Here is a 16,803-nt window from a genome sequence, read left to right as displayed (position 1 = left end):
GAATATGACACTGGTCGTACTACTTCTTCATTTATAGCAATATACCAGCTGTGTACCGCTGCCTTTCCATATCCATTGTGATCCGTCGTAGTATACCTGTTTTGAGTTACCACTCGTGTAGTTTAGAGTGCAGAGCTTCCAGTTTCCAAGGTAGGTGCCAGAAACTTGATATGGCCCATCTAACCCCCCCTCAAGACGCCTCCAGGTTCCAGATTCGCAAGAGAGGGGTTTTCCATCTGGAGTTCTTCCCAGCAATCCATTCGGCGAGCAACCTTTACCTGGAGTAGCAACCCCTCCAAGCTCCAAGTACTCTTCTGTCCGTAAGCGTCCTTTTGAGCTAATGTAATTTGCCGCCAATGAATTGAGATTTGATACCTTGTCAGGGTCAACGTAATAACTGCTGTTGTTGGCGTCATAAAAAATCTGTGCCGATGACGCTTGCCCAGCAACGACATTCTGCTGCGCAACCACGTTGGCCGTGGCAGAAACAGATCCAGTTACCGAAGCTCCATTGTCAACCTTTAGTTCCTTTATAATTCTGAGGTTGCCGATGATCTCGCTATCTGTATCGACGATTAGACCTGCGCCCGAAGCCGCTGCAACCCCCGAAGGTGACCCAAGGTGAAGGATCTGCGCGCTCAGGTTCTGAATTCGGCTCACGCCAATAATTTCCCGGTTTCCATCGATAGCGCTATCGAAGCGCAAAGGAGCGTGCATCTGGTTCCCCCCGTCAGTCCGCAGCCAGATGTCGTTATCCGCACTGTTGCTGGCCACCATAGTGATCTGGGCCGTTATAGGATTCGAGCTGTAACTGGCATCACTAGTAACGGCGGTGGCTGCAGCATTCTGATCGTAATTAATGCCACTGCCAGCGGCAGCAGTCATGGCTGCAATACCCGACAAATCCGACCTGACCTGCAAGTCACGATTCTTGAGTATTTTGAAAGGTGTGGTGGTGGTGGTGGCAGACACCCTACGATTCGGGGAGGTACCCGTAGCCTGGATCACTGTAGTCAAACTCAATTGACCAAATTTAATGGGACTTGCGGTGGAGGCGTCGGGGAAACTACATTGTAGATATTCAGCATTGGGCGCGAATGGGCCGCCACAATTTGTGTTCTTTAACCATGTAGACCCAATTTTTATTCCAGATGGGGTATCCGAATGCTTGGCCAGATAGTTCCGCACAGCGTTGTTATACTGCGACAAAATCAACCCGACCTGAGACTTTGCTGCTGTTCGAGGTCAGCCTGTTTATTCCAAAGCGACATCAGTGTGCCAATGGCAATGATTCCTGCAACAAGCATCAATTCAAGGAGTGTAACTCCTTTTATCTTCTTCATTAATTAATTCCATATTTATTAATACACATTTTGAACAAGGCTCTTAGATTCCACCACCTTGAAGAAGAGAAACCCACCCTCCAATTGCCAAGTAAGGCCCCAATGCGACTCCTCCGCGTGCATCGAAGTCTTTTGGACTAATGGTGCTCAAATACAGGAGCATTGCTGCAAAGAGAAGTAGGCTTGCATAAAAAATAGTCAGTGGTAAAATCTGCCACCCACCCCAACTACCCATCAACGCCAAAAGTTTGAAATCGCCATGACCCATCCCTTCCACTCCCGTGATTTTGAGATGCGCCTTATAGAGAATCCATAATGAAAGGTAACCCGCTATCGCACCCCATAGGGCGGATTCTATATCAGTGATCACCTCAAAATAACCAAGCATCAGGCCGACCCAAATCAGCGGGAGTGTAATTTCATCGGGAATTAAGCCATGCTTGTGGTCAATTTTAGAAACCAGCACTGCCACCCAACCAAATATAATGCAGGCCACGCTCCAGAGACTAAGTCCCTGCGACAGACATATGCCAAAAGCTATACTGGCGCAGATCGCAATCGTAAAGGGGTTTCCCCGAAACGCTCGCCAGATGGAAACACAAGGTTCGCGGTTCACATCATCTTGGTTCGCCGATAGGTGCAGCACCACCATGGCTTCAGTGAGCGCACTTTCCTTGATACGCCGAGGAAGGATACAAGCCACTACATTCAAAACACCACCTGCCAATGCCCCTGCCAAAAGCATGCATGCGGCATCCAGTAACGACGACATACGCTATCCAAAAAGCTAGAAAACAGAATGTCATTTTAGCTATAACCCAATGTTAATACAATATTCTTATCCCTCTTTCTTGGTCGGCTGGGTGCTGGGCAATGTGGGTATCACTGTGCCTATAATGCACCTATCCCGGACACCCTGAATGAGACGCCCACTGATGAACCTCAATGACTGCCATCATTACAGCGGCACCGTAATCACCGCAATCAAATCGGCAATAGACAACAACAACCCAGCCGAGGTGCGGGACGCGTTTTTTATGTACAGGGATTGCATGATCCAGGCGTTAGAGCATGGCCACCTCAACGTGTCCACGAAGCTCTCAGAGGACATGTATCGCGCCATTCAGTTCGATCAACTCATTGCGCGCAGGCTTTCTGGCGTTATTCCGCCAGAGGTTTTCAGTGAAATTATCGAACACATGCCCCCTGCCCAATCCGAAATGTATTCGAAAAAAAGCACCGATGAAATCCACTCGGAACTACTCACTCAGCATCTAAAGAAAAATGTCATGGTGCCGTCCCGTTTCGTAGTGCTCGCCGACCACTTCTGCGCTCACGGCTTCCCAAAGGCCTTTGCCATTGCGCTTAAAGCTTTGCTGTCGCACGGGGATCGCCATGAGATAGTTAACATGTGTGAAAAGCGCTCGATCATCTGGCTTCTGAGGGAATACATGAAGCCAGAAAACATCTATATAGATGGCGAATACCATAGGCCGCCCAAGGCATTCAGTCGTGAATTGCCTCGACCGGTACTAGATCTGTTGCGTGAGCACCACGAACTGCTGGCAGCCATTCACAGAAAACTCACCAGTTATAGCAAAGAGCATTCCTTACCCTTGGAAACCATTGAGGCGTTTGCGGAAGGGCTCCCGGAGCAGAGTGTGCGGACACTTGTGCAGCACCATGCCAATGAACATGATGACCCACGGTTCTTCGTTCGTGTCCGGGCCCTTGGACTTGCCAACTACCCTGCCAAAGATGAGGATTTGATCGAATACATCCGAACCAAAGCCACCAGCGATAAGCGCAACGCGTACGCCGGTCGGGCATGGGGTAGAGCGTTATGCGCGGTGATGGAAAGCCCTGTGGTGTCCGCAGATCAAATTATCAGTGCCTTGAATGTCGATGACACCGCCAGTTGGCGGACAAACGAAATTATTCATGCCGTAGAGGGGTCTCTCAAGCATACAAAAGCTGACCCACAAGGCATCCATGCGTGCACTTTAAAAAAAATCACTGCTGTCTGCAATCATCTCCTGGAGCGTGAAGGCCACAAAGCTTGGGTGCGCACAGACCTCCTACAAACCCCTTACTTGCCAAAATGTGTCGCGCACCATCCAAAATTGATAGCAGAATGCCTTGAGATCGATCTGGGGCTCTAGTGGTGGCATTGACAAATTACCATAATGGTAATTATAGTCTGACTCATGCTTTGCCATGGTTAGGCTAATGCTCACCTTGACTCACGGAGTTTTTATGTCAGGCGTAAATGCGGTACGGAAGCTGGCTAAACGGGCCATGCGCGTGGAACTGGAAGAAGATCAGGCGCAAATTCTCTGGCTGGAATGTCGGGCCAATCTCACCCAACGCAAACTGCGCACCACCATCAAGCACATCGAGTCGTGCGCATCTGGGGCCATCGACACCCTGGAACGGGAAGACTTGCTGACCAGCTTTGCCCAGGTGCTGACCGACGATTCGACCGCCCAGTGGCCCGCCAATGGTGACAGTGACGAGCAAGCCACCGCGTTTTATGACAAACTGCGCCAGAGCATTCGAGAACGCGGCTACTTTCAGGAATAGAAGACATGAAACAGGTACAGTCAATCAGGGACTACTTCAAGCTCAAGAAGCCTTGTGCCAACTGTCCGTTTCTCCTCAAAGGCGCTATCGAACTGCGCGACGGTCGTCTACAGGGCATCATTGAAGACCTATTGAGCAACGATCACCACCCCTTCCCTTGCCACAAGACGGCAACTGGCGAAGAGCTGGAGACTGAAGACGGTGATTACACTTACGCCCCTTCTGGGGAGGAGCGCATGTGCGCAGGTGCGTCGGCGCTCCTGATGAAGCGCGGCGCCCCTACGGTGGGGATGCGTATGGCGTTCCATTTTGGCGATGCCTCCCCGGATGATTGGGATGACATCAAGCCGCTCATCATCGACTGAGCTACCTGCTGCCCGCTAGAGCAGATCGGGAGCCTTGGCCAACAATGACCCCAAGCGCTCAGGGATTTGCTTCAGCTCTTCGATGGCCCACTGCTCATGCCCTTCGTCCGAGCCAATGTCATTAATCGCCTTGGGCACGTTGTGCATGGCGTCGGCCAGTTGGTAGATGAGCACTCGACGCTGATCACTCCAATTCGTCATAGAGGCCAAAAGCCGCATCTCAAGTAGTGTGCGTTCGAGCGCTCGCAGGCCATCGGCTGACAGCTTTGCCACTTCGTCGATATCGGTCATCTGGTTACTCCTTTCCTTCAATCACTGACTTAGGTTGTGGCGCAGCATGTAGCGAGATTTCACAGCTGCGCTTGGATCTGTAGGCGTCATAGGCGCGCAGAGGGCCGCCGAACGTGCCTTCGTATCTGGCTTCAAACCGGTCATAGCACACGCGCAGCGAGGTGCGGACAGCCGGCGCAATGGTCGGAAGGGCCGCTGCCTTCACGACGCCCAGGGTCTTCAAAAAGGCCTTCTTTGCAGACGGCTCCATCAGCGCGAGCGGATCAGGCTCGTGGAACCACTTTTGGTGTTTTGCCAGCAAATCATACAGCTGTGGATCGGGGGCGCGCTCGACAGCTTCCCAAAACAAGGTCATGCGCTGGGTCATACGGCCTTCGGCCAACGCCTTATTCATCAGCGTCTGGGTGGCCGCCGTGTCACCGGTCAGGTGCCTGGCCATCAGGGCATCCAGTGCAGGATCCCCCGCTTTCTTTCCATACAGCTGAGTAAATGCAGCTGCATCGTTCCAGCGCTGCTTGGTCTCATGAATCATGTAGCTGAGTGCAAGCCGTGCACCAATAATAGACAGAATCAACACTATCGCAGATGCGATCAATATCTTGAATGCTGACCCAATCGCTGATTTCAGAAAGCTCATCAATGTCACCCCATGAAGAATCAGTAACGCCAACGCGGCATCAATTTTTTCTAAAATCATTTTTCAGAAATTAATGGAACGCCTTTATTACCGCCTACGCTTAAGCTGCCTGGAAACACGCAGGGCTTTGGTGTGATCAAGCGCGATCCCCAGGCCTGAATGAACCTCTGACTCCTGGCTGCACAAGGGATTACCTCCCTGTTGCACGTTGTTGATGATGGGAGCCTGTTGATCTTCAGTGCTCGCAGGGAAAGCGTTGCGCAGCGCAGTATTGGCCATATTTCTCTCGACATCTTGGCGGCATCAGCATACATCCGCCCGAGTGGGTTGATAGACGCTCATGATAACCCTTTAATCCTATATTGTGAAAGCCAACCACAAAAAAGCCCGCTGAAGTCAGCAGGCTTTCATGAACACACGCGTTACTGCTTAACCGACATGTCCAACTGAAGATCCTTCGCTGCCTTGGTGGCCAGGATGTTCAGGTAGTCGTTGAACTCGCCTTGGCGAGCACCAGCATTCCCAGAAGCGCCACCGCCCATCATGATACCCGGCACCTGAGCCCGCGATGCTGCATCAGCCCAGCTCTTGTTAACCTGCACGAAGGCTTCCAGCTTCTGCGCCAGCGCACCGTCCGCCAGAATGGCCGCCTTCTTTTCATAGGCGTGGGCGTCTGCCAGCTCCTTGATGGTTTTGGCTTCGACCTGGGCTTTGGCGTAAGTCACCTCGGCAGTCTGCTTTTCAATCTCAGCGCGCTCTTTCTCACGCTGCGCATTGATGATGGTCAGCTGGCGAGCGGTCTCTGCCTCGGTGGTCTGCTGCACCTGCGCCTTGAGTGAGTTCTGACGGTTCTCCTCCACCTCACGCTCACCGCGTGCAGTTACCAGGGTCTTTTGCTCTTCTTCTTTGGCACGATCCTGGCGCGCCAGCATGCGGTCAGCCTGGGACTGCTGGAGACGCTTCATACGCTCCATGAAGTTGGCATTCGGCGTCAGGTTCAGGATGTTGGCTTCGGCCACCTGGACACCCAGCTTGCGGAACTGCTGCTCCAGGCGAACTGGCAGGCCATTCTTGCCCAGCACCTTCTCAGTCACAAAGCGGGTGGTGGTGTTGTCGCCGAACTCACCCTGATCGGTACCCAGCTGCAGGATTGCAGTCTTTTTCGGGGTGTTGTTCGGGGTGTGCACCTCGGTGCGCTTGACCAGGTAGATGCCATCGGAAATCTGGTCGCGGAAATTCGCAGCGAATTCCGAGCGGGCACCCGAGTAGTAGTCATCAGCCGTCATCATCTGCGCGGTCGACTGCAAGGTATTTTTCAGCGCTGGAGTCAATGCCTGACTAATGAAGTTTTCTGGGTTGCGATAATCACGGGCGATCTGCAGGAACTGATCACCCGTGGGCAGAATGATGCGCACGTTGGAGTCAACCGAAGCGGTCACACCGCCAAGGAACGTCACCGGGAAAGAGGTGATCATCGAGGCGCCAAAACCGTCCATGTCGCCACCCGATTTCAAGAGGTTTGGATCGGATACGGATTGGGCCGTCATCTGGCGTGGCCAGGCCGTTACATTGCCAAACCACTTCGTAGTGTATCCGAGGGTGTCAGCAACCTTCTCAGTGCCGAACTTGGTGCGGATGTGGGCTTGGTAGCCTGCTTCGTTGTAATAGAGGACTTCGTGAAAAGTTACCCAATATGACGATAAAGCGATAAATGCGGCAAGACCCAGTTTTGCAGGCACACCAAATTTACCACGCACTTTCTCAATCATGTGTCCTCCTGGGACTTTTTATTATTTTTACCAGTTTGTCTAACGCAGATTTCGCGCCTGTCAAACCAGTTGAGAAAACGATAAATCAATATATTGAGCAAAGCAACGAAAAAATCATTGACAATTTGGCAATTGCCGTCTACCAACGAAAAATCCGCCTCAAGGGCGGATTTCATGTCCCAAATAATTCAGCTTCGACAGGAGCGCGTCTGCCAGATGTAGTCCCAGGTGAAACGAGTTTTATCGAGCGTCTCATACCCTGTGTCGTAACGGCTTGATAACAACTTCGAGCACATCAGCATTGCCGCCTGCACATCCTCAGGGAGGATCGTGGTGGCGCGCTGCAACAACCGGTCGACGCCAGGCCCAGACGGCATTTTCGCGGCTTCAATTAGCAGTTCTGCACGCTTTTGTGGGTCGAATGACTCACGATGCGCAATCAGCAGACCAGCAAGCTCGATGTTGGTAAAGCGACTAGCAGCCTCGGATAGTAGGCGGTCTCGCTCCTGGAAGTCGCTCTTCTGCTCAGCCCGCTTGATCAGCAGGGCTGTGGCATACCCATAGCCCTTGTTGTGATACGCCTCGATCGGCTTCGGGTCGTGGATCTGAGGGTCTTTCTGATAAATGCTAAGCACCTCCATGGCCTCACGCTTCACAATCCGATCCCTGTCCCTAACGTTGGCGATCGCCAGCATGAAAAACGTGAGAAAAATGGTGAGCACAAGCAGGAAAACAATCGATTTGACGGAATTTGCTTGAGTCTTCGGCATCGTGCATGAGCCCCTATTGACTGTCTTTTGATTGAACGATCAATACTGATCCAGCCGATGCATGATCATCGTTGAATGCTCGGTATTGCACCCCTAGGGTTTGCTCAGTGCCCTTAAGCTGCAAATACACTCTTTGATCACTCGACTGGTTTGAACCGATTTTATGGGGCGCATTCTCTTGCGGATTCTGCCGGGCATCGATTTGCCAGGCGGCAAAAGAGGCTGCACAGAAGGCAAACAGCACGAGCGCTGCATCCGTGAGAATGAGGGAGATAAGCGATGGTTTGTCCGTGTTTGGGCTGCGGGGGGAGTCCATGCGACACCTGATACTCAATAAATCGGTAAATCGTACCAAAAGTCTATGATGATCGAAGGTGCTTGGCAAGCCAAGCCACTCATCAATCCACAGAAACCACCGGTAGCCAGCACCCGCCCGCTAGAGCCCCAAATCCACCTCAAGCACCATCGCAATGTCAGATTCATGGGTCAGCAGCGAAAGGGGGATCATTCCCTTGGCAATCAGTTCCTGACGCGTCTTGTCTGGGATTTGCGCCACGTACGCCTGTCCAAAATCCACCTGCTCCAACTGCCTGAAGTTCGACTTGTGCATGTAGTTAGGGTCAACCACCCCCACAACCTGGGCAAGGCTCGTGTGCGGGTTGGTGATAACTTTGCCAAAATAGGCCTCGTCCTGGTCTCTCGGGTACTTGGTTGTCGCATAGGCGATATGCGAAGGGGTGGCAAGCAACCGGGCCTTGAGCGCCAGGCTTAGCATCTCCTCGCAGTAGCAGACTGGCGTGATCGTTGAGATGGCCCTAGGAATCGTCAGGCCAAGGCGGCCATATGATCCAGCAAGGGCAATTTCGTTGGCATAGTAGCGCCGAACAGGCTCAGAGGGCTCGGTGCCAAAATCCGGAATCTCATCCAGAAGTGCGCTGAAATCCATCCCTGCTGATGCTGCCACCAGGTCGAAGAACACCTTGGCAGATTTCATGGGGCCGGGGGCTGCGTTCTCCGCATCCTGGCCGCGACTACGCCTGGCAATAGTGGTCTGAAACCTCATGTACCCCGACATGAGTGCCACCACGGTGGCGCTGCGCAGGGATTCGTCCTGGAGCGATGCTCGCCAAGCATCGGAAAGCAGGTTGCTGCCTTCTGCCAGGCATGCGCAAGGATCCAACGCCAGGTAGGTGTTGAGCAAAGACGGCTTGTCTGCGGCGGTCACTTGCGGATTGGGAATGATTTCCCCAGGACTCAACGTCAGCTCATTGATGTCATAGCTTTTCGAGAATCGCGCAGGCTTGGCATGAATCTGCTCGCCCCAGATGCCAAGGCATTGCCGATGTGCACCGAATTTCCCATCCTTGAGCAGCGCGCCGAAAAACTCCTCAATGCGCCCGTAGCCTTTCTCATGCTGTGACCAGATGGGGGCTACACGCAAGAACTCCTTGACGATTTTGGATTCATCCAGCCACAGGAGATTTTTCAGGTGCTCCGTGCGCGGGCGAAGGTTCTGCATGCAGGCCTCAAACGAAACCTCAAGGGCTTGTCCGAATTGCGCATCCTGGCTGACCTTCCAGGCCTTTTTCAAGTGCTGCTCGACCTTGCCAGCCTTTCGATCGAGCGCAAGGCTGTCATGCTTGCGCAAAGCCATCCTGACATGGCGTGCATCCAGGGCTTCGACCTCGAACCCGTGAACGCCATCAAAACTGACCACCAGATCCTGAACCTCATACCCCCGGTGATGCATGTCGGCGGCGTAGGCAATCAGTTCCTGGCGACAGCCCTCTATGAGGCTGTCAGGCTTGTCCATTGCCTTGTCGAGCATCTCTCGACTGGCAAACATGACCTCCGTCCAAAAGGTTTGATCCTTCAGGATTTGATCGTCACCTGCCCGGCTGAAATGCTGATAGAAGCGAAGCACATACGGCTTCTTAGCCCTGAGTCGGTGATCGTTTGAAATGATCGCTGCTTGCCTAGTTGCCATGATGAGGCCCTCCATTGCCCTATTATGGGCAGAGCCGCCCTATCTGGGCAATCAACCTCTCGGCACCACACAGGCCTGCGGGTTCATGCAGTGCGGGAACCTGCTCGCGTGCACGCTATTGCGAGGCTGCCCCGGTCAACTCATGCAGGCGGTTCTCACGCTTGAGCAGGCGGACATGGCTCTTCGACACCCCGTGTCTTTTGGCCAGCTCATCCACCGTGCCCTCTGGCGCTGGCGCATTCATGGCGCGAAATTTGACGGCGGCCTGGTCAAAGCGCCGCTGGTCAGCCGTATGTTGCTGCCTCGCCTCCTGGTGCTGCACCAGGTTCAGGGCATGCAGACAAGCAGCGCGGTACTGGTCTTTCATCCGCGCAAGCTCCACCGTCACCTCAGCATCCATGAGGTCGCGGACAGACTCGGGCAATCGCTCGCCCTTCAGGACAAAGTAGAGCGCGCAGCGCAGGTGGTAGTCCCTGGTGCCGATCAAGGCCTGGGTGATGTCATCGACATTGCCACGCGCCATCGACGAGAGCAGTGTGAGGCCCACCATAGCGCCGACATGAGAATTTTCAGCCGGGGCATCTAGATCAGACAAATTCATGTTCAATAACCAACATAAGCGTAATCCTGATGCCAATATAAGCTATTGCATATGGGGCATCAAACCGTCGCCTTAAGCAGCATCCCGCTCCTCAACACAGCCTGATCCGCCGCATGCGCAACAATCTGGGTCAATCACCAGCGGACGCAGGCCTTTGTTGACCACCTCGCGAGCGAAAGCCTCATATACACTGATATGTGCGGTTCTGAGGCGCAGCTCGTCCTCAGGTGTCAGCTGGAGCTGTACGCACTCACAAAGGTTTTGATAGCGATCCATAAACCACCTCCAGTATTGAACAGCAGGGTCATCCAGAGCCTGGCCGATCCGCGCCGAGCTTGACACCCAGCAAGGTCATCTGAGAAATCACTACTTGAATGTAGCATGAATCTTGACCATGCATAGCCATCCTGTCAATATAGCAATTAATCGATGCAGCCCTGTACACCCAGCCCCCTATCCTAGAAAATAGATCAACTCGTCTTTTCGGATAGATCATGTCTGCACATTCTCTTACCCCAAGCTCCCTGGCGCACCGCGCCGAGCTGCACGCGAGTCTTTTCGCAAAAATGTTTTTGAAACCACGATTCGCTGATCATTCAGCGCAGGTTCTGTCGCTCTACCAGAACTACGAAATGCACCCGGACTACCGGCAGGCATTTGACCAAACCCTGCACAGGGTCGACAAGCAACATGGCGTTACCAGCTATGGAGAGTTCCGTGCCCGTTATCAGGAGCGCCTGACCGATCAGCTTCACGCGCTGATCAGCTCGGATCCACTCCACTTCGAATGCCAGACGATTGAACAAGTCGCTGAAGGCGATGCGGCCTTATACGTGGCCAATAGCCCCTGTGAAAGCACCCGGAACACGCAGCAGATGGGTCGCGGATTATCCTGGGCCTGGGTCATCCGCCCTACAAAACTGCGTTCATTCAGGCCCTGATGCAGCGTGAGGTCAGCCCCCACAGCTTCCACCAAGACCTCAAGCGTTTTCGCAGCATCCACCTGGGAGCGCCCGAAATCGCCCCAACTGATCAGCCCCCTGGCACCGTCCTCAATCACCTGGCGGAGCGTCATGCCGCCTTGTACATGAATCCCCAGCAAAGGGATCAGGCAGGCTATGACAAGACCCGGTTGATCGGCGACATCTTTGCCCTAAAGGGTGATCCAGAGTACTGGTCGGTGTTTGAGCACACCTTGCTCGAATCGGATCCGGAGTTCGGCTCGGTGTACCTCTACTGCTTCCGTCAAGATCTGGCGCTGTTTGAAGCTCACCGCAAAGAACTGGACGAGCACACCCCCGACCTGCTGGCTTTCGGGACGATCAGCAGCGACCTGATGTCGCTGGACACCGATGAGGTTCTCCAAGGTGGAATGGCCGGGATTCTGCGCACGGCCCATGGTCATTCCGAGAAAGGTGTTTACACAGGGGCGAACCTACCCCAGCGTCCCTTTGCCAGCGCAGTCCGCTCGCTGGAGCAAGCCGAATGCGATCGCTAACCCGCAACGCAGGGTTCGCAAATGGTGCCGGGCAAATGAAAGTCATTGGCGAGTTAAAACGCACCTGGCGGCACCTTAACCGGGTTAATGTGCAACAGGAGACACCTTATATCCCGCAACCTTTCCAATAACTACAATAAAAACAGTGGGTTAATGATGGTTTCCAGTAAAATTGGCAATGGTATCGACACAGCGGAGCAACCGCAGCCTCATTCTGGCGAATTTTCGCTGATGATTGGCCCCTGCACGCCGCCGAGTGACGACAACCTGCCCAGCCACCTCTTCCCCGGCGCCGGCTCTGACACCGCCTGGTTCGAAATTCAGGGAAGTATTCGCCCCTCCTGGGCTGAACTCAGTCAATTGCTGGTACGCCACGACTCCGATTTCATGCTGATGGAGTACAATGCCGACGACGGAAAAGGCTATTTCGTCGCGGTAGACTCCTATGCGCCGAAACCTGGTTTACTTGTTCTGTTCCCCCATCAATCCGACCAATAGGCTGCCAAATGTCCGAGATCGACCGCGCCACGTATGAGCGTGACTTGCGTGAGCGCCAGCGCAAGCACCTGGAATCGCTTGAGGCAAACAACCCCCCATTCAGGCCCTGCCTGCATGATCAATGTCCGCGCTGCCATGGCACCGGGCGAAGCTCCCACGGCCCCTGCATTCACGGGATTGCTTGCAATTGCCCAAAATGTGGGATTACCTGCTAACGCCCTATCGGGCGTTAGCGACAAATTGACGGTGTCCAGCCTGTATCTCTATACTCACGGCCTAATCGCTGGCGCTACAGGCCTATGACCTGTCGCAACCAGCGCAGCACCTGGTCGTATCGGCCAGCGCCACGTTTCGCCGATGCCTGACGCAATTGAGCCACAGGAGTCTCCCATGTCAGTCACCCGTAAGAACCCCAAACCTGCGGCACCTACCACACCTTGCCCTGAAGGCATGTGCCTGGCTGGCCACATTGGCAGCAAGGAGGTTATGGTTCGCGACTGGGCGGTGGAGGCGCTGAAGTTCGAGGGGATGATCGAGTTGTGGAACGAGGCGACAAAACGCCACGCCCTTCCCCACATCGGGTTCAAAACCCTTTACAAATTCTGCCCAGCTTGCGGCTCACCCATTGATACAGGGTTTGTTCCAGGCGGCGTACCCGAGCTGCCCCTGACAGCCGACCTCAAAAAGATCCTGGCCCTGAACGATACCGATATTGCCGAGCAGGGCGCCAAGCTGCTCAGCGCTGGCGTGGTTCTGCCTGACCAGGGTGTGGAACAGCGTGTCGCCGTTCAGCATTGGCTGATGAAGCAGTACTTCAGGTATGGGCGTGAGTGGCGCACGAAAACCGGCCACCTGATTTCAACCCTGTCCGCCTCTGGCGAAGGGGTGTGACCATGGAAGTCCTAATCGACGGTGTCGCCTATGTGCCCAGGGCTGAGATCCCGGCATTGACCGACGAACGCTTGCAGGAAGCGCTGCGGTACTTGACGGAAATTCAGTATTTCAATATCGAGCACAAGAACCGCGCTGTCGCCTGGAATGCACTTAAGGCCCTCTCCCCCGAGCTGGCCCAGCTGGCAAGCGACAATCCCAAAGCCGCTTATGACAGGGTGCGTGCCAACGACCCGGATGACGACTAAGAAGGCATCGCTCATGACGTCCAACGACATGTACGACAGGTTGTCCGGGATGAGGCCTGAGGAAATGGCTGAACACCTCGCCGCGCTCCAGAATCATATCGCCCACCTGGCCAACCTCATGGCACTGGTGAAGCGCGACATTCAGCTGTTGCGAGAGCCTGATCCCGCCCAGCACACCCCCCTGGAGGTTATGCTGCTGTCGGCCAAGTTGGGCGAGTTGTTTGAGCAACTTGAGTGGTGGTCATTGCCTCCCACCTATCGCGCCCCTGACGTCTTGCGCATGCTTGATACTGACCTTGGCTTGACGCTCAAGATCAGCGCTGCCGAAGCGCAACTCAAAAGCTTGCAGGACGACAGGCAGACACTGCGACGCATCCTTGGCAAGGCGCCTGATATTGACGATGCGCATTTCAGCGCCGAGAAACTCAAGGACTTGATCGACACGGTCGTTGAAGCCGTCCTGACCCTTGAGTACGGTGACGCTGCCCGAGAGGAGCTATTCCCTCGCATGACCCAGGCCAAGATGACGGCGAAGTTCAAGCGAATGTTTACCGGCTAAGGCTTGTTGTCCGACACTGGCCGAAGGTTTGAGCGAGAGCGGTTGGCGGCTTCGCTTAAGCCGCTTCAGGACACGCCCATCCCCTACAACCCCCAAACACGACCGTCCGTTTTTCTCCCCCAGCGCTTTTGCTCTGCCCTGATGCCCTGCTCCTGACGCCCTGTTCTGCCGGCACCTGGGCGCTGTAGAAGACCATCACCGCCAGCCTGAGCTTCCCCGTATCATCGTAGCAGGACGCACCGCGTACCCAGGCTCAGCCCCATGCGCCATGGAATCGGCCTTTCGCCGGCAGCGAAATGGCCGCACAGCACAAGCTCACCCTCAACGGCAGAGCCAGTGCAAAAGCCTGGTAAAAGACAAACAGCATTCCTAAAAGCAAAAGCACGGGGGCATTTGACGGCAAAAAAACAGCTTCGGATCTGCGCCAAGAAGGGAATTGACCCGAAAATCGTCACCAGATGTGCGAGAAGCCTCGGGGTTCAGCCCGAGGTCAAGAGCACAGTCGCTCCAGGCGACCGTAGTGGAATTGGTCTTCGAAATTATACGGGCGACTCAATACATGCTACATTTCCACTATGGAAATTACCAAGACCCTAAAACTGCGAATTAAGGACAAGCATGCCAAAGCGATGCTTGCGATGGCTCGCGACGTCAACCAGGTGTGGAATTTCTGTAACGAAACACAATTTCGCAGCCTCAAACGCTATTGCAATAAACCCAAAACCTGGCTTTCCGGGTTCGATCTGCAAAAACTCACCAACGGCTTTTCAAAATGCGAAGGCGTGACCATCGGGTCGGCCACTCAGCAGCAGGTCTGTGAGGAATTCGCCACCCGACTACGCCAATTCAAGCGCCAGCGCCTCAATTGGCGCGTCAGCGACCGAAAATCCCCCAAATATTCGCTGGGCTGGGTGCCCTTCAAGGCCCGCGCCGTCACCTATCGAAATGGCCAGGTGCGTTTCAACGGTATCAATATAGGCCTATGGGATTCCTACGGGTTGTCGAAGTACACCTTGAAGGCCGGCAGCTTCAATGAGGACTCGCGGGGCCGCTGGTACCTCAACGTGGCGGTCAGAGTTGAGGTCGAGGAAAAGCGGGTACCTGCTGACACATCGGTCTTAGGCATCGACCTCGGCCTCAAGGCGTTGGCCACGTACTCCAACGGCCAGGCCTTCGAGCCCAGGCGCCGCTAGCGCGAGGCCCAGGCAGCGCTGGGTATCGCTCAGCGAGCCAGAAAAAAGAAACGGGTGCGGGCAATCCACGCCCGCATCGCCAACCAGCGCAAAGATGCCCTTCACAAGGAAACCGCCGCTCTGGTGAAAAATCATGCCGCCATCTTCGTTGGCAACGTGAACGCCAGTGCCCTGGCCAAAACCAGCATGGCCAAGTCCGTGCTCGATGCAGCCTGGACTACGTTCAGAACACAACTCCAGTACAAGGCCATGAGGCAGGGAGTGGTGTTTGCAGAGGTCAATGAAGCGTTTTCAACCCAAGCGTGCTCGTGCTGTGGCGTTAATCCGCCCAGCAGTCCGAAAGGTAGGGCCGGACTTGGAATAAGGCAGTGGACATGCAGCAGTTGCGGATCGGTTCATGATCGCGACGTCAATGCCGCACGAAACATTGCCCGCCTGGGACTTCAGGCGCTTGCAGAAGGAATCCCCGCTCTTTAGGGCGGGGAGGAAGTCAAGGTGGTACCGTCAGGGGAGTGGTCAGGAGCCGCAGCATTCAAATATGGAAACAATCAATGGCCAGCATGGCAGAACGCGAATTCAAGAACCTCAGTCGGTTTCTTGCCCTTATCCTTCGGCACGAGCCTCAGTTGATACAGCTGGATGTCGATAAGCAGGGCTGGGGCAGCATCGACTACATCGTGGCGCACGCTCCCGCCAACCTGGGCGACGTGTCCCGCGAGAAGATCGAGCAGGTGGTGGCGCACAACGACAAGGGCCGCTACGCCATTTCCCCAGACGGCCAGCAAATCCGGGCGCTGCAGGGGCATTCCATTGACGTGGATTTGCAGCTCAAGGCTGCCACTCCGCCCGCAAGGCTCTTTCACGGCACCATCGAGGGCTTCATTCCAGCGATCATGGCGCAGGGACTTCATCCTCGCTCCCGCCAGCACGTGCACTTGTCAGCGGATGTCGAAACCGCCCAGCGTGTTGCCCAGCGCCGCAAAGGCAAGACAGTGCTGCTCAACGTAGACTGCAATGCCATGCTCGCCGATGGTCACGCGTTCTACCTGAGCGAGAACAACGTCTGGTTGACCGATGTGGTGCCGCCCCGCTACTTGCAAACCGTCAGCCTGCGAAACGAGCCTGAAGGCCTGGATGGCCCAGCATGAGCCAATCAGTCATCGACCACCAGATTGCCATCTTGCGCCACCAGCTAGGGGATCGGGTTGGCGATCGTCTGCAGCGGTTGAGCGCGGCTGAGGCTGGCTGGGATGGCCGCGACGCCCTGCCCATGAACCCCCAGTCACTGGAAAGCCTGGCGACACTGAGCCAGACCTTGCCTCTGCCGGGGCAGGATCTTGCAGTCTTCCTTGAACACAACGGCAACTTGGTGATTTCATGGTCGGCAACCAACGGCACAGTGGTAGATGCCTCCCTGGGCCCACGTCTGCTTGAAATCAGCACCGATGCATTCACCCTGGAGCTGGCGATTGACGATCCGCTCCTCGCGCAACGAATTGCTGAAATACGGTTTTGAAGAATATTGCTGGGCAATTGTCAGTCCAGCACAATATGCTTATAATTCGCGCCA

Annotated in this window: 21 protein-coding genes and 1 pseudogene; 12 read left to right on the top strand and 10 right to left on the bottom strand. The window is 54.7% G+C overall.

Going from position 1 to position 16,803, the window contains the following annotated elements; genetic code table 11:
- Nucleotides 1-27: 27 nt before the first annotated feature.
- The 3 genes from pilV to DV532_RS26130 form a co-directional block, all read right to left on the bottom strand.
- On the bottom strand, nt 28-972 hold the full coding sequence (gene pilV / locus DV532_RS26140) for a shufflon system plasmid conjugative transfer pilus tip adhesin PilV (RefSeq protein WP_162948995.1): 945 nt from the start codon (nt 970-972) through the stop codon (nt 28-30).
- A gap of 239 nt (nt 973-1,211) precedes the next feature.
- Nucleotides 1,212-1,343 carry a prepilin-type N-terminal cleavage/methylation domain-containing protein gene (locus DV532_RS26135; protein ID WP_120715421.1) on the bottom strand — a complete coding sequence of 44 codons (132 nt, stop codon included), beginning with the start codon at nt 1,341-1,343 and terminating at the stop codon, nt 1,212-1,214.
- 43 nt (nt 1,344-1,386) lie between these two features.
- Nucleotides 1,387-2,115: an A24 family peptidase gene (locus DV532_RS26130; RefSeq protein WP_082476832.1), complete on the bottom strand. Its 729-nt coding sequence runs from the start codon at nt 2,113-2,115 to the stop codon at nt 1,387-1,389.
- A gap of 163 nt (nt 2,116-2,278) precedes the next feature.
- Between DV532_RS26130 and DV532_RS26125 the strand changes: the two genes are divergently transcribed.
- The 3 genes from DV532_RS26125 to DV532_RS26115 all read left to right on the top strand — a co-directional run bounded on the left by DV532_RS26125 (nt 2,279) and on the right by DV532_RS26115 (nt 4,291).
- Complete coding sequence (locus tag DV532_RS26125) at nt 2,279-3,505, top strand: hypothetical protein (protein WP_056799627.1); 1,227 nt, start codon at nt 2,279-2,281, stop codon at nt 3,503-3,505.
- A gap of 94 nt (nt 3,506-3,599) precedes the next feature.
- Entirely contained in the window at nt 3,600-3,926 is a 327-nt protein-coding gene (locus DV532_RS26120; RefSeq protein ID WP_056799630.1) for a hypothetical protein, read from the top strand.
- A gap of 5 nt (nt 3,927-3,931) precedes the next feature.
- Nucleotides 3,932-4,291, top strand: coding sequence for a hypothetical protein (locus DV532_RS26115; RefSeq protein WP_056799633.1), 360 nt, complete (start codon nt 3,932-3,934; stop codon nt 4,289-4,291).
- A gap of 15 nt (nt 4,292-4,306) precedes the next feature.
- Here DV532_RS26115 and DV532_RS26110 read toward each other — a convergent pair whose 3' ends face one another.
- The 7 genes from DV532_RS26110 to DV532_RS26080 all read right to left on the bottom strand — a co-directional run bounded on the left by DV532_RS26110 (nt 4,307) and on the right by DV532_RS26080 (nt 10,346).
- Entirely contained in the window at nt 4,307-4,582 is a 276-nt protein-coding gene (locus tag DV532_RS26110) for a hypothetical protein (RefSeq protein WP_056799635.1), read from the bottom strand.
- 4 nt (nt 4,583-4,586) lie between these two features.
- A complete protein-coding gene (locus tag DV532_RS26105; RefSeq protein WP_218571362.1) occupies nt 4,587-5,219 on the bottom strand; it encodes a hypothetical protein in 633 nt (210 codons plus the stop codon).
- Nucleotides 5,220-5,641: 422 nt separating this feature from the next.
- Complete coding sequence (locus DV532_RS26100) at nt 5,642-6,715, bottom strand: SPFH domain-containing protein (protein WP_256659170.1); 1,074 nt, start codon at nt 6,713-6,715, stop codon at nt 5,642-5,644.
- A 461-nt stretch (nt 6,716-7,176) separates the two neighbouring features.
- Nucleotides 7,177-7,758 carry a hypothetical protein gene (locus DV532_RS26095; RefSeq protein WP_056799641.1) on the bottom strand — a complete coding sequence of 194 codons (582 nt, stop codon included), beginning with the start codon at nt 7,756-7,758 and terminating at the stop codon, nt 7,177-7,179.
- A 13-nt stretch (nt 7,759-7,771) separates the two neighbouring features.
- A complete protein-coding gene (locus tag DV532_RS26090; RefSeq protein ID WP_120715420.1) occupies nt 7,772-8,074 on the bottom strand; it encodes a hypothetical protein in 303 nt (100 codons plus the stop codon).
- 120 nt (nt 8,075-8,194) lie between these two features.
- Entirely contained in the window at nt 8,195-9,745 is a 1,551-nt protein-coding gene (locus DV532_RS26085) for a hypothetical protein (RefSeq protein ID WP_056799643.1), read from the bottom strand.
- Nucleotides 9,746-9,860: 115 nt separating this feature from the next.
- Nucleotides 9,861-10,346, bottom strand: a complete 486-nt coding sequence (locus DV532_RS26080; RefSeq protein ID WP_156675970.1) for a hypothetical protein — start codon at nt 10,344-10,346, stop codon at nt 9,861-9,863.
- A 494-nt stretch (nt 10,347-10,840) separates the two neighbouring features.
- Here DV532_RS26080 and DV532_RS26075 point away from each other — a divergent pair, with 494 nt between their 5' ends.
- The 9 genes and pseudogenes from DV532_RS26075 to DV532_RS26035 all read left to right on the top strand — a co-directional run bounded on the left by DV532_RS26075 (nt 10,841) and on the right by DV532_RS26035 (nt 16,749).
- Nucleotides 10,841-11,287 carry a hypothetical protein gene (locus tag DV532_RS26075; protein ID WP_120715419.1) on the top strand — a complete coding sequence of 149 codons (447 nt, stop codon included), beginning with the start codon at nt 10,841-10,843 and terminating at the stop codon, nt 11,285-11,287.
- A complete protein-coding gene (locus DV532_RS26070) occupies nt 11,287-11,844 on the top strand; it encodes a hypothetical protein (protein WP_120715418.1) in 558 nt (185 codons plus the stop codon). The genes DV532_RS26075 and DV532_RS26070 overlap by 1 nt, the downstream gene beginning before the upstream one ends.
- Nucleotides 11,845-11,997: 153 nt before the next feature.
- Entirely contained in the window at nt 11,998-12,342 is a 345-nt protein-coding gene (locus DV532_RS26065; protein WP_056799654.1) for a hypothetical protein, read from the top strand.
- Nucleotides 12,343-12,732: 390 nt separating this feature from the next.
- Nucleotides 12,733-13,233, top strand: coding sequence for a hypothetical protein (locus DV532_RS26060; protein ID WP_056799657.1), 501 nt, complete (start codon nt 12,733-12,735; stop codon nt 13,231-13,233).
- Nucleotides 13,234-13,235: 2 nt separating this feature from the next.
- On the top strand, nt 13,236-13,481 hold the full coding sequence (locus DV532_RS26055; RefSeq protein ID WP_056799659.1) for a hypothetical protein: 246 nt from the start codon (nt 13,236-13,238) through the stop codon (nt 13,479-13,481).
- Nucleotides 13,482-13,494: 13 nt separating this feature from the next.
- Nucleotides 13,495-14,040, top strand: a complete 546-nt coding sequence (locus DV532_RS26050) for a hypothetical protein (RefSeq protein WP_056799660.1) — start codon at nt 13,495-13,497, stop codon at nt 14,038-14,040.
- 575 nt (nt 14,041-14,615) lie between these two features.
- Nucleotides 14,616-15,710 (top strand): annotated as a pseudogene (locus DV532_RS26045) (RNA-guided endonuclease InsQ/TnpB family protein).
- 83 nt (nt 15,711-15,793) lie between these two features.
- Entirely contained in the window at nt 15,794-16,381 is a 588-nt protein-coding gene (locus DV532_RS26040; RefSeq protein WP_082476907.1) for an RNA 2'-phosphotransferase, read from the top strand.
- A complete protein-coding gene (locus DV532_RS26035) occupies nt 16,378-16,749 on the top strand; it encodes a hypothetical protein (RefSeq protein WP_056799665.1) in 372 nt (123 codons plus the stop codon). The genes DV532_RS26040 and DV532_RS26035 overlap by 4 nt, the downstream gene beginning before the upstream one ends.
- Nucleotides 16,750-16,803: the final 54 nt, after the last annotated feature.

This window comes from Pseudomonas sp. Leaf58 (assembly GCF_003627215.1).
GTDB lineage: Bacteria > Pseudomonadota > Gammaproteobacteria > Pseudomonadales > Pseudomonadaceae > Aquipseudomonas.
This window is presented reverse-complemented; position numbering and strand designations above follow the sequence as displayed.

What these genes read in the sequence shown, in the direction of transcription:
- DV532_RS26135 (WP_120715421.1), bottom strand. Translation starts at nt 1,343, where the DNA reads ATGAAGAAGATAAAAGGAGTTACACTCCTTGAATTGATGCTTGTTGCA.
- DV532_RS26130 (WP_082476832.1), bottom strand. Translation starts at nt 2,115, where the DNA reads ATGTCGTCGTTACTGGATGCCGCATGCATGCTTTTGGCAGGGGCATTG.
- DV532_RS26125 (WP_056799627.1), top strand. Translation starts at nt 2,279, where the DNA reads ATGAACCTCAATGACTGCCATCATTACAGCGGCACCGTAATCACCGCA.
- DV532_RS26120 (WP_056799630.1), top strand. Translation starts at nt 3,600, where the DNA reads ATGTCAGGCGTAAATGCGGTACGGAAGCTGGCTAAACGGGCCATGCGC.
- DV532_RS26115 (WP_056799633.1), top strand. Translation starts at nt 3,932, where the DNA reads ATGAAACAGGTACAGTCAATCAGGGACTACTTCAAGCTCAAGAAGCCT.
- DV532_RS26110 (WP_056799635.1), bottom strand. Translation starts at nt 4,582, where the DNA reads ATGACCGATATCGACGAAGTGGCAAAGCTGTCAGCCGATGGCCTGCGA.
- DV532_RS26105 (WP_218571362.1), bottom strand. Translation starts at nt 5,219, where the DNA reads ATGAGCTTTCTGAAATCAGCGATTGGGTCAGCATTCAAGATATTGATC.
- DV532_RS26100 (WP_256659170.1), bottom strand. Translation starts at nt 6,715, where the DNA reads ATGGACGGTTTTGGCGCCTCGATGATCACCTCTTTCCCGGTGACGTTC.
- DV532_RS26095 (WP_056799641.1), bottom strand. Translation starts at nt 7,758, where the DNA reads ATGCCGAAGACTCAAGCAAATTCCGTCAAATCGATTGTTTTCCTGCTT.
- DV532_RS26090 (WP_120715420.1), bottom strand. Translation starts at nt 8,074, where the DNA reads ATGGACTCCCCCCGCAGCCCAAACACGGACAAACCATCGCTTATCTCC.
- DV532_RS26085 (WP_056799643.1), bottom strand. Translation starts at nt 9,745, where the DNA reads ATGGCAACTAGGCAAGCAGCGATCATTTCAAACGATCACCGACTCAGG.
- DV532_RS26080 (WP_156675970.1), bottom strand. Translation starts at nt 10,346, where the DNA reads ATGAATTTGTCTGATCTAGATGCCCCGGCTGAAAATTCTCATGTCGGC.
- DV532_RS26075 (WP_120715419.1), top strand. Translation starts at nt 10,841, where the DNA reads ATGTCTGCACATTCTCTTACCCCAAGCTCCCTGGCGCACCGCGCCGAG.
- DV532_RS26070 (WP_120715418.1), top strand. Translation starts at nt 11,287, where the DNA reads ATGCAGCGTGAGGTCAGCCCCCACAGCTTCCACCAAGACCTCAAGCGT.
- DV532_RS26065 (WP_056799654.1), top strand. Translation starts at nt 11,998, where the DNA reads ATGATGGTTTCCAGTAAAATTGGCAATGGTATCGACACAGCGGAGCAA.
- DV532_RS26060 (WP_056799657.1), top strand. Translation starts at nt 12,733, where the DNA reads ATGTCAGTCACCCGTAAGAACCCCAAACCTGCGGCACCTACCACACCT.
- DV532_RS26055 (WP_056799659.1), top strand. Translation starts at nt 13,236, where the DNA reads ATGGAAGTCCTAATCGACGGTGTCGCCTATGTGCCCAGGGCTGAGATC.
- DV532_RS26050 (WP_056799660.1), top strand. Translation starts at nt 13,495, where the DNA reads ATGACGTCCAACGACATGTACGACAGGTTGTCCGGGATGAGGCCTGAG.
- DV532_RS26040 (WP_082476907.1), top strand. Translation starts at nt 15,794, where the DNA reads ATGGCAGAACGCGAATTCAAGAACCTCAGTCGGTTTCTTGCCCTTATC.
- DV532_RS26035 (WP_056799665.1), top strand. Translation starts at nt 16,378, where the DNA reads ATGAGCCAATCAGTCATCGACCACCAGATTGCCATCTTGCGCCACCAG.